Here is a 16001-nt window from a genome sequence, read left to right as displayed (position 1 = left end):
GTGCGGCCTACAGTTTGGCGATCACGTCGGCGAGCATCTGGCGCACCTGGCTGGCGACTTCCACGAGATCGTCGTTCTCGACCGCCAGCATCGAAGCCACCGGGTCGACCGCGCTGACCTCGATCCCGTTTTCGACCTCGCGCAGGACCACGTTGCAGGGCAGCATCGCCCCGATCCGCGGCGCGAAGCCGATCGCCTCGTAGGCCAACTTCGGGTTGCAGGCACCGAGGATTTTGTAGCGCGGCATGTCCTTGTCGAGCTTGGCCTTCATCGTGGCCGAGACGTTGATCTCGGTCAGCACGCCGAAGCCCGCATCAGCCAATCCCTCGCGCACTTTCGCCTCGACCTCGTCGAATGCCCCGGTCATCACCTTGTCGATCGTATAGCCCATGGCAATCTCTCTCCCCTATTCGTCTCAGCTTTGTTTGCCTTTGCTTCGAGCGTGGTTAATTCGGTCCGAAACGCAAGTCACGATCATGGCGAGGCCTGTGCTTCAACGCGCGCTCGCTGTGCCGCAATGGCGGGAACCCGTGCGGGTGGGAGCTTGTTCCATGCCCGCGTTTTCTGGCGATAGTGGAAGCGGAATTTGCGCGGACGGCCTGTAAGCCGGATTTTGTCCCGAGGGCTCGCGCCCCCGTGGATGACCATTCCTCTCGCCCTGCGATTGCTCGCAGGGTCCAGCCGCCAACCCGGATCGCTCGGGGCGAAGCTCCCCTGCCATCACCGCAAGCGGCGCAGCACACGATCCCTATTCGGCGTTGCTCCCGGTGGGGCTTGCCGTGCCGGTCCTGTTGCCAGTCCCGCGGTGGGCTCTTACCCCACCGTTTCACCCTGACCCCGGCCGAAACCGGGGCGGTCTGTTTTCTGTGGCGCTTTCCGTCGGGTTTCCCCGCCCGGGCGTTACCCGGCACCGTTGCTTCATGGAGTCCGGACTTTCCTCGGGCACCCGGCTGCCCGCATTGCGCGGGGCTACGAGCGCTCGCGGCCATCCAGCCATCCGCGCAAGGCAGCAGATAGACATTCGCACTCATGCGGTCAATCGCCCGGATGGGCGCACCGCGCGCGCCCGTAGCCGGGCCGAGAGCGCCAGCCATCCATCACGAGGACGTGAAATTTGCGGAGCGATCCGTGCAATCGCTTGCTTTTCGACCCCGGCACGTCGAGGCTGAGCTTCCATTGAAGTGAAAGGGAGATCACGATGGACAAGGGAGGACTGCGCCTCGGGCTCGCGCTCGCGGCGATGGTTTGGGCGTTGCCCGCGATGGCGAACGAGAAGATCGCGATTCAGGTCAACAGCGCCGACCCACAAGTGATGAACATGGCGCTCAACAACGCGCTCAACATGATCCAATACTACAAGGACCAGGGCGAAGACGTGCAGATCGAGCTGGTCACCTACGGGCCCGGTCTCAACATGCTGCGCGCCGATACCTCGCCGGTGAAAGCCCGGATCGAGGAAATGGCGATGCTGGGCCAGCCGATCCATTTCCGCGCCTGCGCCAACACGCTCGCCGGTATGACGAAGAAGCTCGGCAAGGAGCCTCCGATGGTCGAAGAGGCGGAGATCGTCCCGTCCGGCGCGGCCTACCTCGTCGATCTGCAGCGCGACGGTTACGCCTATCTGCGCCCCTGACGGACGAGAGCGCGGGCAGCACCACGCATCCCGCGCACTCCACTCTGAATTGCGCCCCAGATCGCCCCGCTCGGCCTTCCGAGCGGGGCGGCTTACGTTGCAGGCAGGGCTGTTTGATTGACCCCCCGGCAGGATCGGCTATCCTCTTGACAAACAAGAGCAGTAACGGGCCCGCATGACCGCCCTTTCCGAATATGAGCGCCTCGAGGCGATCGGCATATGGCGTCCCGATGCGGACGCACAACGCCGCGAGGTGATCCTCTCGCTGGGCGACGCGACGCTTGTGCTGTCGGAGGTGCGCTCCGGCACGGCACTCGCACATTGGTCGCTGCCCGCGATGCACCGTCGCAATCCCGGCAAGCGCCCCGCGATCTTCGCCCCATCCGAGGAGCCGGGCGAAGAGCTCGAGGTCGAAGACGAAACGATGATCGCCGCGATCGAGAAGGTTCACGCGATGATCGCCGCACAGCGCCCGCATCCGGGGCGGCTGCGCGGCGTGCTCATCGGGGCGGTTCTGCTGGCAGTCGGCGCGGTGGCGCTGTTCTGGCTACCCTCGGCGCTGGTCGATCATGCCGCGCGCGTCGCACCCCAGGCAAAGCGCGTCGAGATCGGGCGTAAGCTGCTGTCGGAGATGGTAAAGATGACGGGCGCTGCCTGTCACAGCCCCGCCGGCGATCGCGCGCTCTCGGCCCTCGCCGAGCGACTGCCCGGACAATCGGCGATCGCGGTCCTGCCGCAGGCGCTCGAAGGGGCGCGGCTGTTGCCCGGCGGGATGACCGTGGTCGGTCGCGACACGATCAACGGGCCGGACACCCCCGAGGTCGTCGCGGGCTACATCATCGCCGCGCAGAACAGCGCCGCCGGAGAACGCCCGCTGCACCGGATGCTCGACCGTCTCGGGCCCGCGGCGGCGCTGCGGCTGCTGACGACGGGCGACCTTCCCGAGAGCGGACTGGCCGAATATGCGCAGGACCTGTTGCAGCGTCCACCTGCTCGCGCCGATGGCGACACGCTTCTGCGCGCCTTCCGCGAGGCCGGGGTCAGCGCGACGCCCTACGCCTACGCGCTCGACCCGACCGGAGAGTCCGTGCTGGGCCTGATCGAGGCCGATCCGTTCAAGGGCCAGCCCGCGCCGAAGCCGGTTCTCGAAGATGCGCAATGGGTGGCCCTGCAGGATATCTGCTCAGCGCAATGAAAAACGGCCCCGAAGGGCCGCTCGATCTTGCTTCGGTCGTCATACTTCCTCAGCGCACGAGCGCATCGGGAAAGCCCGCTCGACGCGCCGAGGCCAGCGCCGAGTTCAGCTTCGCGGTATCGTAGAACGGCCCGGCATAGACCACAGTCAGCTCCTGCGTCTTGGACGTCGCGACCGGCAGGCCCAGCGCCTGCAGACGCTTCGTCGCGGTCGCAACATTCGCGACATTGGCGAAGCTGCCGACCTGCACATATTGCTTGCCGTTCGAGCCGACCGGCGCGACCGATTTGTTCGACACAGTGACGGTCGGCACCACCACGATCCGGGTTCTTGGCACCGGCGGGTGAGAGCTTTCGACATAGACCTGATCGGGCGTCGCGGTGGGCCGTAGCTGCATCGGCGTCTCCTCGGTCCAGCGCGCCCGCATCTGTTCGTTGCCCTGGACGGTGCGTGGACCGCGATAGGGGTTGAGGCGCCCGTCCTCGAAGGCATTCGTCCAGCCGTTCTCCGGCTGGGGCGCGCGGGTTACGATCGGGGCGAGCCCACCGACGCTCACCCTGTGCGACACGCGCGCGCTGCCGCGCGGCGCGGGCGGGGACGCAGGGGTCGGCGAATAGGGAGCGCGCGTTGCCACCTTCGCCCGGGTGGCAGGTTTCGCGGTTGCAGGCTTCGCCGCCAGCGTCACAGTAGGCTTGTAGCCGCAGACGATGCCGCGGTCGCTATTCATTCGTGGCACCCAGCGCACGGCGCCACCATAGTCGGCGCGCACGAAGACGCAGCCCTCGCTGTCGACATATTGCGGCTCGGTATAGCTTGCCGGGGGCATCTCGGCGGGCGCATATTGCTGCGCCCGCAATTCCGATGCGAAGCCTCCCAGCCCCAGCGTGAGAATTGCGGCCAGACCGACCGCTGCTCCTGCGTTCAATCGCATATACAACCCCTAAACTATCTAGGGGGAGGATAGCCGGGTTTTCCTTTGAGTAAAGGACGTTGCCCTTACTTCGTCCCGAACATCCGGTCGCCCGCGTCGCCCAGACCCGGCACGATATAGGCGTGCTCGTTGAGCTTCTCGTCGAGCGCGGCGGTCACGATCGGCACGTCCGGGTGCGCCTCTTTCATGCGCGCGACGCCCTCGGGGGCGGCCAGCAGGCACATGAAGCGGATGTTCTTCGCGCCCTTTTCCTTGATCAGGTCGATCGCCGCGACCGAGGAGTTGCCGGTGGCCAGCATCGGGTCGACCACGATGGTCAGACGATCTTCGAGCTCGCTCGGCAGCTTGCAGTAATACTCGACCGGCTTCAGCGTCTCGGGGTCACGGTAGAGACCGACGAACCCCACGCGCGCCGCCGGCACCAGTTCCAGCACCCCATCCAGCAGACCGTTGCCCGCCCGCAGGATCGAGACCAGCGCGAGCTTCTTGCCCGCGAGGATCGGCGCGTCCATTTCCTGAAGCGGCGTCTCGATGTTCTTCGAGGTCAGCTCCAGCTCCGACGTGATCTCGTAGGCCAGCAGCAGGCTGATCTCGCGCAGCAGACGGCGGAAGGACGCGGTCGAGGTGTCCTTCTCGCGCATCAGGGTCAGTTTGTGCTGCACCAGCGGATGTTTGACGACGGTCAGATGGTCACTCATGGTCTTGTCCCTCACAGAAAGCTTTTGCCCGGCCCTTGCGCCGGAATGTTCAGATGCGTGGCGAGCGAGGCCGCTAGGTCGACATAGCCCACATTCCCCACGCTGCGCGACCCGATACCCGGGCCCGCGCCCAGAACAGGCACGCGTTCGCGGGTGTGATCGGTGCCGCGCCAGCTTGGATCATTGCCGTGATCGGCGGTGAAGATCGCCAGATCGCCCGGTTGCAGGCGGTCGAGAAATTGCTCCGCCACCGTGTCGAACCATTCCAGCGCGCGGGCATAACCCGAGATGTCGCGGCGATGGCCGTAGAGGCTGTCGAACTCGACGAAATTGGCGAAGGTGAGCGAGCCCTCCTCAGCCTCACCCGTCAGCCGGATCAGGTGATCGGCCAGATCGGCATCGCCCTTGCCCTTGTGCAGATGGGTGATGCCGCGATGCGAGAAGATATCCCCGATCTTGCCGATCGCATGTGTCACGCGGCCCGCGTCATAGGCCCAGTCCAGTAGCGTCGGAGACGGTGCCGGGATCGCGTAATCGCGGCGGTTCGGCGTGCGGGCGAACTCGCCATTCTCGCCGCTGAACGGCCGCGCAATCACACGCCCCACCTTCATCGCATGCAGCGTCGGCGCGAGCCCCTCGCAGAGCTTCAGAAGGCGGTCGAGGCCGAAATGTTCTTCATGGGCTGCAATCTGGAACACACTATCGGCAGAGGTGTAACAGATCGGCCAGCCGGTACGGATATGCTCGTCGCCCAGTTCCTCGATGATGTTCGTGCCCGAGGCGTGGCAATTGCCCAGGATGCCGTCGGTACCCGCGATCTCGCAGGCTTTCGCGACGAGATCCGGCGGGAAGCTGTTAACCTTGTCCGGGAAGTAATGCCATTCCCACGGCACCGGCACACCTGCCAGTTCCCAATGGCCCGAGGGCGTGTCCTTGCCGGGAGAGACCTCGGTGGCCGCGCCCCAGAGCCCGACAGGTTCAGTCATCAGCCCCGGCGCATCCTCGCCCGAGGCGAGCTTCACCGCAGCGCCCAGCCCCAGACCGGCCAAAGTCGGCATCTTCAGCGGCCCCGAGCGGCCCTCCTCTGCCCGTCCTTCGGCGCAGGCCTGCGCGATATGGCCCACGGTATTCGCGCCCGTATCCGGCGCGCCGTCGTTGAAGAAACGATCCGCATCGGGCGCGCCGCCGATCCCGACGCTGTCCATGACGATCAGAAAGGCGCGGCTCATTGCACATCCTCCGGGCCGATACGTTCGTGGATCAGGGGCGGCTCTTCGGGGGCCTCGTCGCTCAGCTCGATCGCAGCCAGAAGGGCCGCTTCGGCGGCATCGGCGTCGCGATCATTCGCGGCATGGATCGTCACCAGCGGTTCGCCCGATGTCACGTCGTCGCCCAGCGAGACGATCTCCCACAGCCCGACCGAGGGATTGATCCTGTCGGTGCCGACCAGACGCCCGCCGCCCAGATGCACCACCGCTTCGCCCACCGCGCGGGTGTCGATGCGGCCGACGAAGCCTGCGCGCGGCGCCTCCACGGCGCGGATCACCGGGGCGGAGGGCAGTCGGTCGGGGAAACGTTCGACGAAATCGCTCGGGCCACCCAACGCGGCGACCATCTTGCCGAACACCTCGACCGCGCGCCCGTTGCTGAGCACCTCGTCGATCCGCGCCGTGCCGTCGACCGCGTCCTTGGCCAACCCCGCGAGAACCAACGCCTCGCCGCCCAGAGCCGCGGTCACGTCCCAAAGCGCCTCGTTCACACCGGTGCCGGTCAGCGTCTCCATCACCTCGATCACTTCCAGCGCATTGCCCGCCGAATGGCCGAGCGGCTGGTCCATGTCGGTGATCAGCGCCGTGGTCTTGCAGCCCGCACCGTTCGCGGTGGCGACGAGGCTCTGCGCAAGCGCCTTCGCATCCTCGGGCCGCGCCATGAACGCGCCCGAGCCGACCTTAACGTCGAGGATCAGCCCTTCGAGCCCGGCGGCCAGCTTCTTCGACAGGATCGACGCGGTTATCAGGTCGATGCTCTCGACCGTGCCCGAGATGTCGCGGATCCCGTAGAGGCGCTTGTCGGCCGGGGCGATCTCGCCCGTCGCGCCGACGATGGCGCAGCCGACCTCGCCCACGACCTTGCGCAACGCGCCGATACCGGGGGTCGCGTCATAGCCGGGGATCGCTTCCATCTTGTCGAGCGTGCCGCCGGTATGGCCCAAGCCCCGTCCCGAGATCATCGGCACGTAGCAGCCACAGGCCGCCAGCGCGGGCGCAAGCAGCAGCGAGACGGAATCCCCTACCCCGCCGGTCGAGTGTTTGTCGATCACCGGGCCGGGCATGTCCCAGCGCAGAACCTCGCCGGAATCGCGCATCGCCTGCGTCAGCGCCACACGACCGTCGGTGCCGATACCTTTCAGCAGGACGGCCATCGCGAAGGCCCCCGCCTGCGCATCGGAGACCGAGCCGTCGGCCAGACTGCGCGCGAACCATTGGGCTTGATCTGCGCTCAAGCTTTTGCCGTCGCGCACCGATTGGATAATGCTGCGGGCATCCATCAGGTGTTTTCCATATGGCTCATATCGAAGCGACCGGGCAGCAGATCGCCCACCGTCGTATCGAGTCGCTCGCCCTCGGTCGTGGCCAGCGTCACCGGCGTGTCGTGACGAGCGAATTCCGCCAGCTTCTGACGGCAGCCGCCACAGGGCGGGACCGGCGTCGGGCTGTCGGCAATCACGGCGACCTCGGTGATCTCGGTCTCGCCCGCGGCCACCATCGCGGCGATCGCGCCGGCCTCGGCACAGGTGCCTTCGGGATAGGCCACGTTCTCGACATTCACGCCGCTATAGACGGTGCCGGACGCCCCGCGCACCGCCGCACCGACCTTGAATTTCGAATAGGGCGCATAGGCGTTTTCGCGCACCTGACGGGCAGAATCGAGCAGCGACATCGGCGGTCTCCGGTCCGTGGCCGGAGCGTAAAATTTGTCCAGCCGGTTGAGTTCTCCCGATCCTGCGCCGCACCTGCTCCGGATGCAAGCGCTCACCTCGCGCTACCCGTCCGCCTCGCGCGGAGTTCATGCCGCGACGTAATTCGCAGGGGTTGCAATCACTCCCGTCGTGCTATCTAGAACGACGGGAGAATCGCGCGCGAAAAATTAGTTTAGCGCTAAACCAGTTCGGGGAGGATCTCATGGAAGAGGCGCGTCAGGACACCCTGCGTCAGTCGGCACTGGAATATCACGCCAAGCCGAAACCCGGAAAACTGGAAATTCGTGCGACGAAGCCGCTCGCGAACGGCCGCGATCTGGCCCGCGCCTATTCGCCCGGCGTGGCCGAGGCGAGCCTCGCCATCAAGGAAGATCCCGACACCGCGCATGACTACACCGCGCGGGGCAACCTGGTGGCTGTCGTCACCAACGGCTCGGCGGTGCTGGGTCTGGGCAATATCGGCCCGCTCGCCGCGAAACCGGTGATGGAAGGCAAAGCGGTTCTGTTCAAGAAATTCGCCAATATCGACGCGTTCGACATCGAGGTGAACCAGAACGACCCCGAGAAGCTGGCCGAGATCGTCTGCGCGCTCGAGCCCTCTTTCGGCGCGATCAACCTTGAAGACATCAAGGCGCCCGACTGCTTCATCGTGGAGAAAATCTGCCGCGAGAAGATGAACATCCCGGTCTTCCACGACGACCAGCATGGCACCGCGATCGTTGTGGGGGCAGCCGCGACCAACGCGCTGCGCATCGCGAAGAAGAACTTCGAGGACATCAAGATCGTCTCGACGGGCGGCGGGGCGGCGGGCATCGCCTGTCTCAACATGCTGCTGAAGCTGGGCGTGAAGCGCGAGAACGTCTGGCTCTGCGATATCGAAGGGCTGGTCTACAAGGGCCGCGAAGCTGACATGACGCCGCAGAAGGCCGAATTCGCGCAGGACAGCGATCTGCGCACGCTCGACGAGGTGATCGAAGGCGCGGACATGTTCCTCGGCCTTTCCGGTCCCGGCGTGCTGAAGCCCGAAATGGTGCAGAAGATGGCAAAGCAGCCAATCATCTTCGCGCTGGCGAACCCGAACCCGGAAATCCTGCCCGATCTCGCCCGCGAGGTCGCCCCCGACGCGCTCATCGCGACTGGGCGCAGCGATTTCCCGAACCAGGTCAACAACGTGCTGTGCTTCCCGTTCATCTTCCGGGGCGCGCTGGATGTGGGCGCGACGACGATCAACGACGAGATGCAGATCGCCTGCGTCGAAGGGATTGCCAAACTCGCGCGGCAGACCACCTCCGCCGAAGCCGCCGCCGCCTATCGCGGAGAGAAACTCACCTTCGGCGTGGACTACCTGATCCCCAAGCCGTTCGACCCGCGGCTGATCGGCATCGTCGCCTCCGCTGTGGCGAGAGCCGCGATGGAGACCGGCGTGGCGACCCGCCCGCTGGAAGATCTCGATGCCTACAAGGTCCAGCTCGACAGTTCGGTATTCAAATCGGCCCTGCTGATGCGTCCTGTCTTCGACGCCGCTGCGACTGTGAGCCGCCGTATCGTTTTCGCCGAGGGCGAGGACGAGCGAGTGCTGCGCGCCGCCAACGCGATGATCGAGGAAACCACCGACACGCCGATCCTGATCGGTCGTCCCGACGTGATCGAGATGCGCTGCGAACGGGCTGGCCTGCCGCTCGATCTCGGCGCGGTCGAGATCGTGAACCCGGAGAACGACCCGCGTTACCGCGACTATTGGGGCACCTATCACGAGCTGATGGCCCGCCGCGGTGTCACGCCCGACCTTGCGCGTGCGATCATGCGCACCAACTCCACCGCGATTGCCGGCGTTATGGTCCATCGCGAGGAAGCGGATTCGCTGATCTGCGGCACATTCGGGCAGTATCTGTGGCACCTGAAATACGTGCGCGAAATCCTTGCCCGCGACGGGCTCCATCCTCAGGGCGCGCTGAGCCTGATGATCCTGGAGGACGGCCCGCTTTTCGTGGCCGACACCCACGTCCATCACGCGCCGACGCCGGAGCAGATCATGGAAACGGTCTGCGGCGCGGCGCGGCACGTCTCGCGCTTCGGGCTGAAGCCGAAGATCGCGCTGTGTTCGCATAGCCAGTTCGGCAATCTCGACAGCGACTCGGGCGAGCGGATGCGCGCCGCGATGAATCTGCTGATCCAGCGCGAGGTGAATTTCGACTTCGAAGGCGAAATGCATGTCGACGCGGCGCTCGACCCCGACACCCGCGCCCGCCTGATGCCGAATTCGCGCTTCGAGGGGGCGGCCAACGTGCTGGTCTTCGCCAATACCGATGCGGCGTCGGGCGTGCGCAACATCCTCAAGATGAAAGCGGGCGGTCTGGAAGTCGGGCCGATCCTGATGGGGATGGGCAACAAGGCGCATATCGTCACGCCCTCGATCACCTCGCGCGGCCTCCTGAACATGTCGGCCATCGCAGGCACGCCGGTGGCGCATTACAGCTGAGTCGCACTCGCCAGCGAAATTTGCAAACCCCCACGAGGGTGCAAATAACCTGAAAACTCGCCCGCAGTTTGCAAAAGTTTGCGGGCGATTTGTCGCGGTTTCTGCAAATTTCTTGGCAGGGCAACCGATTGTGCGCGGTAACATTCTTGCGTCAGCCGTTTCCGCTCCGTAACACATCTCCAAATTCCTGAGGAGGAGATGTTCGCATGGGCTACAAAGAGGTCTATTCCGCCTGGCAGGCCGATCCCGAGAAATTCTGGATGGACGCCGCCGAGAAGATCGACTGGGACGAGAAGCCCTCGAAGGCCCTGTTTGACGGGAACGCGCCGCTCTACGAGTGGTTCTCGGACGGGATGGTCAATACCTGCTGGAACGCGGTCGACCGCCATGTCGAGGAAGGACGTGGCGATCAGATCGCGATCATGCATGAAAGCCCGATCACCCACTCGACCAAGGGCATCACCTACAAGGAATTGCAGACCCGCGTTGCCTCGCTGGCGGGCGCGCTGAAGATGCGCGGCGTCGAGAAGGGCGATCGCGTCATCATCTACATGCCGATGATCCCCGAGGCGCTGGAGGCGATGCTCGCCTGCGCCCGGATCGGCGCGGTCCATTCGGTCGTGTTCGGCGGCTTCGCAGCGCATGAACTCGCGGTGCGGATCGACGACTGCACCCCCAAGGCGATCATCGCGGCCAGCTGTGGTCTCGAGCCGGGCCGCACAGTGCATTACAAGCCGCTTCTCGACGAGGCGATCGAGCAGGCCGAGCACAAGCCGGAATTCTGCGTCATCTTCCAGCGCGAACAGGAAGTGGCGAAGCTGATCGAGGGGCGCGACTTCTCGTGGCACGGTTTCCAATATGGCGTGAAGCCCGCAGACTGCGTGCCGGTCGAAGGCAACCACCCGGCCTATATCCTCTACACCTCGGGCACGACCGGACAGCCGAAGGGCGTCGTGCGCCATACCGGCGGCCATCTCGTCGCGCTGCAATGGTCGATGAAGAACATCTACAATATCGAGGCGGGCGACCGCTTCTGGGCGGCGTCCGATGTCGGCTGGGTCGTGGGTCACTCCTACATCTGCTACGGCCCGCTGATCGCAGGCGCCACCACGGTGGTGTTCGAAGGCAAGCCGATCGGCACGCCGCATCCGGGCGTATTCTGGCGGATTATTCAGAACAACCGCATCAAGAGCTTCTTCACCGCCCCCACGGCGCTGCGTGCGATCAAGCGCGAAGACCCGAATGGCGAGTGGATCAAGCGCTATGCGCTGCACGACCTGCAGGCACTCTACCTCGCAGGCGAACGGGCCGATCCCGCGACCGTCGAATGGGCGCAGAAACATCTTGGCGTGCCGGTGGTCGATCACTGGTGGCAGACCGAGACCGGCTGGGCCATCGCCGCAAACCCGATCGGGATCGAGGAACTGCCGACCAAGGTGGGCAGCCCCTCGGTGCCGATGCCGGGCTATGACATTCAGGTGCTCGACGAGGGCGGCCATCCGGTCGGGGCGGGCCAGCTCGGCGCCATCGCGATCAAGCTGCCGCTGCCTCCGGGCACGCTGCCGACGCTGTGGAATGCCGAGGCGCGCTTCAAGAAGGCGTATCTCGAACAGTTCCCCGGCTATTACGAGACGGGCGACGCGGGCTATGTCGACGAAGATGGCTATCTCTACATCATGGCGCGCACCGATGACGTGATCAACGTCGCCGGTCACCGCCTCTCGACCGGCGCGATGGAGGAGGTTCTCGCAGGGCATCCCGACGTCGCCGAATGCGCCGTGATCGGCGTGGCGGACGAGCTTAAGGGGCAGACGCCGCTGGGCTTCCTGTGCCTCAGTTCTGGCTGCAACCGCCCGCATGAAGAGATCGTCAAGGAATGCGTGAGCCGCGTGCGCGAACAGATAGGTCCGGTCGCGGCCTTCAAGCTCGCCACTGTGGTGGATCGGCTGCCAAAAACCCGCTCTGGCAAGATCCTTCGCGCGACGATGGTGAAGATCGCGGACGGGCAGGAGTGGAAAATGCCTGCCACCATCGACGATCCGGCGATCCTCGACGAGATAACCGAGGCGCTCAAGGGGCTCGGTTATCCCCGAAAGTAAGGCAAGCTTATAATAAGCGTCGCTGATTGTGAGAGACGCGAATAGGCACCACTTTAGAAGTTTACGCGAAAGTTAAGAAGCCGCATCCACAATGGGTGCGGCTTTACGTTATTGTTTATGCTATCAAAGATTGATTTGAGAACCGCACCCCGGAATCATCCATCGAGGGGTTATTTTGATGAACCGAGAGCTACCAGACCCCGCTGACCAAGCCCCTCTCGCGACATCGCGATGCGATCGGGGGCCTCTATGGCAGCACGATCTGCGCGCCGCGCTTGCCGATGTGATGTGCGGATTGGACGCGGCGCTCGCCGATCCCGGCGGGCGAGGCATGCATGGGCAACTCCAACGCGCACGCGAAGCGGCGAACGATCTCGCTCAGCTGATCGATCTGGACGACGCGGTGGCGGGTGCGCCCGTGGTCCAGAGCGATGACGCAGCCGATCGGGGCACCCCCTCCGAGACACCGCCCTTGGTCATCGCCGATGCGCTTGAACGTGTGCGCCGTCGCTGGACCAGCGCGGCCTCCGGTCGCGGCATGGCGCTCGCAGTTCATATGTCCCCCGATATTCCGCCGGTGCTGGCGATCGACCGCGTGCCGCTCACCCGCATCTTCGCCAACCTGATGCGCAACGCACTGTGCTATGCGCAGCGTGGCACGATCCATCTGTCGCTTGACTTCGACCAAGCCGAGGGGCTTTTGCTGACCGTGCGGGACGAGGGGGATGGCTTTCCCGCCGAACGCCTCAGCGATCCGGCATGCGCGGGGCAACGCAGCGAGACCGCGACGTTCCGCAGTCCAGAAGGGCAAGGCCTGGGGCTCGCGATCTGCCACGCGCTGGTGGCGGAGGCCGGCGGCCGGATCGAACTCGCCAACGCACCGGAAGGCGGCGCCGAAATTCGCGTGTCGCTTCCCGCCCGTCCCGTCGATATCGGCTCCACGATGCCAGACGCTCCGCTGCCCGATCTCAGCGGATGGAACGTGCTCGTCGCGGACGACAGCGAGACGAGCCGCGCCTTGCTCGAACAGTTCCTGAGCGCGTTGGGCGCGCAAGTGACAGGGTTGAGCAACGGCGACACCGCCGCTGCCCAGTTATTGACCGAACGGTTCGATCTCGCGGTGCTGGACATCGAGATGCCGGGTCTCCGCGGCACCGAGGTGATTGCGGCTATTCGCCGCTCCGGGCTGCCTTGGGCGGACCTTCCGATCATTCAGTGTAGCGGCCATCGCGGAGCTCAGATGGGTGGGGCCGATGCCTGCCTCCTCAAGCCGATGCTGGGTCTGCAGCCGATCCTGCGCGCTCTGGAAGACGCCGGCTGCACGACGACGGTGCCGCGGGTGACCACACCGCCGCGCGGTCTGCTCGCGCACCTGCGCCTGACCGAGAAGGCGCTGCCGGAAGGGCTCGGGCGCGAGTTGATCGCCGATCTCGAGACGGTACGTCACGGACTCTCGCTCGCGTTGCCCCCTTTCGACCTCTGCGCCCTGCAATTACTTAGTCATAAGCTCAGTGCCGTGGCTGGAGCCGCCGGTGACACACCCCTGTCGCGGCAAGCACGGGCGCTTGACAGCGCTACCCGTCATGGGACTTATGAAGATATTCAAACCCTTGGCCGTGTCGCCCTCATTTTCATCGACCGGCTGATCGCCACCACTCGAAATAATTTGAACACGAAGACTGATTTACAGCATGAGACCCAGTGACTCCGATACGAAGACCCCGGACAGCGAGACGCACGGGGGGACGGACGACCAGCCTTACGCGTCAGGCCGACGCGCGCGGGACGGCGAAGACACAGAAGCCGATCATTTCCTTCTGATCGAAGATGTCGGATCGCTGCGCGCGATCTACGACGCTTATCTGCGCAATGCCGGCTTCGTCACCCATCTCGCGGCAAGCGCCGAGGAAGGGATGCGCATCTTCCGCGAGAACCCGATCCGCATGGTTCTGCTCGATCTGATGCTGCCCGACCGTGATGGTGATGAGCTGATCGCGGAGATGCTGGCCCTCCGCCCCTACACGGCGATTATCGCGGTCACCGCCGACCGGTCGATCGATCGCGCGGTGCGAGCGATGCAGGAGGGCGCGATCGACTTTCTCGTCAAACCGATCGACGAACCGCGCTTCCGAAGCGCCATCGAGAGCGCGCGCAGCCTGTCGCTGCGAGCGGATGCCAACGATGCGAACGCGGTCGAAGCGACGGTCGGGGAGTTCATCGGCAGCGCGCCGAAGATGCGCGCGCTCTATGCCCGGACCCGCGCCGCCGCCCGCTCGACCGCGCCGGTCTATATCTGGGGCGAGAGCGGCACCGGCAAGGAACTCTGCGCCCATGCGGTTCACAGCACGAGCCCCCGCGCCGACGGCCCCTTCGTCGCGCTTGATTGCGGCGCCCTGCCCGCGGAACGGATCGACAGCGAGCTGTTCGGTCACAGCCGCGGCGCCTTCCCCGGCGCCTTGGAAGACAAACCCGGTGCGCTCCATGACGCAGATGGTGGCACTCTGTTGCTCGACAATATCGGCGAGCTCGCTCCCACCGCGCAGATCAAGCTGCTGCGATTTTTGCAAAGCGGCCAGATCAAACCGCTCGGTGCCAGCCAGGCGATTGACGTCAACGTGCGTATCGTCTGCGCCGCCACCAGTTCGCCGACGGCACTGCTGCAAAGCGGCGCGATCCGCGAAGACCTCTATTACCGGCTAGTGGTGCTCGCGATTGAGATGCCGCCGCTGAGGATGCACCGGCAGGATATCGGCCCTCTGGCGCGGATGGCGCTGGAGCGGTTCGCCTCCGAGGAAGATCGCTGCTTCAGCGAGATCGAGCCCGAAGCGATCGCCCGTCTTGAAGACCGCCCCTGGCCCGGCAACGTGCGCGAACTCATGAACGTGATCCGCGCGACGATCGTCATGCATGAGGGGCCGGTGCTGCGCGCCCATATGCTTCCGGAGTTCGACCCGACGATGGCCGCCGCCGCCGCGCCCGCCGCGCAAGCCGCCGATCCCTTCGCGAACCGCACCCTGGCAGAGATCGAGCGCGCCGCGATCGAAGCCGCGATAGACCGCCATGACGGATCTATCCCGCGGGCGGCGCTGGAACTGGGGGTCGCGCCCTCTACGATCTATCGAAAGCGCGATGCGTGGCTGTCGAAGGACTGAGCGTCAGGCGAATTGCTCGCGCATCAATCGCTCTTCGAGACCGTGGCCGGGATCGAAGAGGATGCAATGCTCGATCTCCGGCTCGGAGCGCACCTCGACCCATTTGACCGGCTTGACCGATCGGCTGTCCGCATCGGCCATGACCGGTCGCTTGTCGGATTCCAGAATGTCGAAGCGCACGAGCGCGGAGGATGGCAGGATCGCGCCCTGCCAGCGACGTGGCCGGAAGCTCGCGATGCCGGTCAGCGCCAGCACGTCGGAGCCGATCGGCAGGATCGGCCCGTGGGCGGAGAAGTTGTAGGCGGTCGATCCGGCCGGGGTGGAGACGATCGCGCCGTCGCAGACCAGTTCTTCCATCCGCACCTTGCCGTTGATCGAGATCTTCAGCTTCGCGGCCTGCGGACCCGCGCGCAGCAGCGAGACCTCGTTGATGGCGAGCGCCTCATGCAGCATCCCGTCTTCTGTCTCGGCTTTCATCGACAGCGGATTGATCACCGCCTGCTCCGCCGCCTCCAGCCGCTCTGGCAGATCGTCGGCGACATAGTCGTTCATCAGGAAGCCGACCGAGCCGCGGTTCATCCCGTAGACCGGCAACCCCGTGCCCTCGTGGAGGCATTGCAGCATGAACCCGTCACCGCCAAGCGCCACGATCACATCGGCCGCATAGCGCGGCACCTGCCCGTAACGCGCCACCAGATCCTCGAGCGCCTTCTGCGCCGTCTCGGCATGGGAGGCTGCGAAATGGATATGGGTAAATTGCTTCGCCACCGCGCCGTCCTCCTGCTTGTCCAAGGTGTTGCAAGGGCTTGGACGAAAGACAAGCGTCAATCCGGC

At 65.2% G+C, this 16001-nt stretch carries 13 protein-coding genes and 1 other RNA gene; 6 read left to right on the top strand and 8 right to left on the bottom strand.

The window, feature by feature from the left end; all coding sequences use genetic code 11:
* Positions 1 to 7: 7 nt before the first annotated feature.
* Positions 8 to 391 (bottom strand): DUF302 domain-containing protein, encoded by a 384-nt coding sequence (locus B6V72_RS04130; RefSeq protein ID WP_075773951.1) that lies wholly within the window; start codon positions 389 to 391, stop codon positions 8 to 10.
* Positions 392 to 586: 195 nt separating this feature from the next.
* An RNA gene (gene rnpB / locus B6V72_RS04125) (RNase P RNA component class A) lies at positions 587 to 1001 on the bottom strand.
* Positions 1002 to 1198: 197 nt separating this feature from the next.
* On the opposite strand from rnpB, the gene B6V72_RS04120 reads away from it, so the two are divergent.
* Both B6V72_RS04120 and B6V72_RS04115 read left to right on the top strand, forming a co-directional pair.
* A complete protein-coding gene (locus tag B6V72_RS04120) occupies positions 1199 to 1633 on the top strand; it encodes a DsrE family protein (RefSeq protein ID WP_075773950.1) in 435 nt (144 codons plus the stop codon).
* A gap of 175 nt (positions 1634 to 1808) precedes the next feature.
* Positions 1809 to 2828, top strand: a complete 1020-nt coding sequence (locus B6V72_RS04115) for a hypothetical protein (RefSeq protein ID WP_088734794.1) — start codon at positions 1809 to 1811, stop codon at positions 2826 to 2828.
* A gap of 49 nt (positions 2829 to 2877) precedes the next feature.
* On the opposite strand, the gene B6V72_RS04110 is transcribed toward B6V72_RS04115, so the two are convergent.
* The 5 genes from B6V72_RS04110 to B6V72_RS04090 all read right to left on the bottom strand — a co-directional run bounded on the left by B6V72_RS04110 (position 2878) and on the right by B6V72_RS04090 (position 7397).
* Entirely contained in the window at positions 2878 to 3759 is an 882-nt protein-coding gene (locus B6V72_RS04110) for an SPOR domain-containing protein (RefSeq protein WP_146696165.1), read from the bottom strand.
* 65 nt (positions 3760 to 3824) lie between these two features.
* Positions 3825 to 4457 (bottom strand): uracil phosphoribosyltransferase, encoded by a 633-nt coding sequence (gene upp / locus B6V72_RS04105; RefSeq protein WP_075773947.1) that lies wholly within the window; start codon positions 4455 to 4457, stop codon positions 3825 to 3827.
* An 11-nt stretch (positions 4458 to 4468) separates the two neighbouring features.
* Positions 4469 to 5686: a phosphopentomutase gene (locus B6V72_RS04100; protein WP_088734790.1), complete on the bottom strand. Its 1218-nt coding sequence runs from the start codon at positions 5684 to 5686 to the stop codon at positions 4469 to 4471.
* On the bottom strand, positions 5683 to 7005 hold the full coding sequence (locus B6V72_RS04095) for a thymidine phosphorylase (RefSeq protein ID WP_088734788.1): 1323 nt from the start codon (positions 7003 to 7005) through the stop codon (positions 5683 to 5685). The genes B6V72_RS04100 and B6V72_RS04095 overlap by 4 nt, the downstream gene beginning before the upstream one ends.
* Complete coding sequence (locus B6V72_RS04090) at positions 7005 to 7397, bottom strand: cytidine deaminase (protein ID WP_088734786.1); 393 nt, start codon at positions 7395 to 7397, stop codon at positions 7005 to 7007. The genes B6V72_RS04095 and B6V72_RS04090 overlap by 1 nt, the downstream gene beginning before the upstream one ends.
* Before the next feature lie 242 nt (positions 7398 to 7639).
* Here B6V72_RS04090 and B6V72_RS04085 point away from each other — a divergent pair, with 242 nt between their 5' ends.
* The 4 genes from B6V72_RS04085 to B6V72_RS04070 all read left to right on the top strand — a co-directional run bounded on the left by B6V72_RS04085 (position 7640) and on the right by B6V72_RS04070 (position 15167).
* Entirely contained in the window at positions 7640 to 9916 is a 2277-nt protein-coding gene (locus B6V72_RS04085; RefSeq protein WP_075773943.1) for an NADP-dependent malic enzyme, read from the top strand.
* Between the two features lie 206 nt (positions 9917 to 10122).
* Positions 10123 to 12015: a propionyl-CoA synthetase gene (locus B6V72_RS04080; RefSeq protein WP_075773942.1), complete on the top strand. Its 1893-nt coding sequence runs from the start codon at positions 10123 to 10125 to the stop codon at positions 12013 to 12015.
* Between the two features lie 331 nt (positions 12016 to 12346).
* Positions 12347 to 13720, top strand: a complete 1374-nt coding sequence (locus B6V72_RS04075; protein WP_168173008.1) for an ATP-binding protein — start codon at positions 12347 to 12349, stop codon at positions 13718 to 13720.
* Positions 13707 to 15167 carry a sigma-54 dependent transcriptional regulator gene (locus B6V72_RS04070; protein ID WP_088734782.1) on the top strand — a complete coding sequence of 487 codons (1461 nt, stop codon included), beginning with the start codon at positions 13707 to 13709 and terminating at the stop codon, positions 15165 to 15167. The genes B6V72_RS04075 and B6V72_RS04070 overlap by 14 nt, the downstream gene beginning before the upstream one ends.
* A gap of 3 nt (positions 15168 to 15170) precedes the next feature.
* Here the strand turns inward: B6V72_RS04070 and B6V72_RS04065 are convergent, their stop codons facing one another.
* Positions 15171 to 15935 carry an NAD kinase gene (locus tag B6V72_RS04065; RefSeq protein ID WP_199224616.1) on the bottom strand — a complete coding sequence of 255 codons (765 nt, stop codon included), beginning with the start codon at positions 15933 to 15935 and terminating at the stop codon, positions 15171 to 15173.
* Positions 15936 to 16001 lie beyond the last annotated feature (66 nt).

It is taken from the genome of Thioclava sp. F34-6 (assembly GCF_002213235.1).
In the GTDB taxonomy this organism is placed as follows: domain Bacteria; phylum Pseudomonadota; class Alphaproteobacteria; order Rhodobacterales; family Rhodobacteraceae; genus Thioclava; species Thioclava nitratireducens.
Note: the sequence above shows the minus strand (reverse complement) of the source record. Positions and strands in the feature narration are given on the sequence as shown.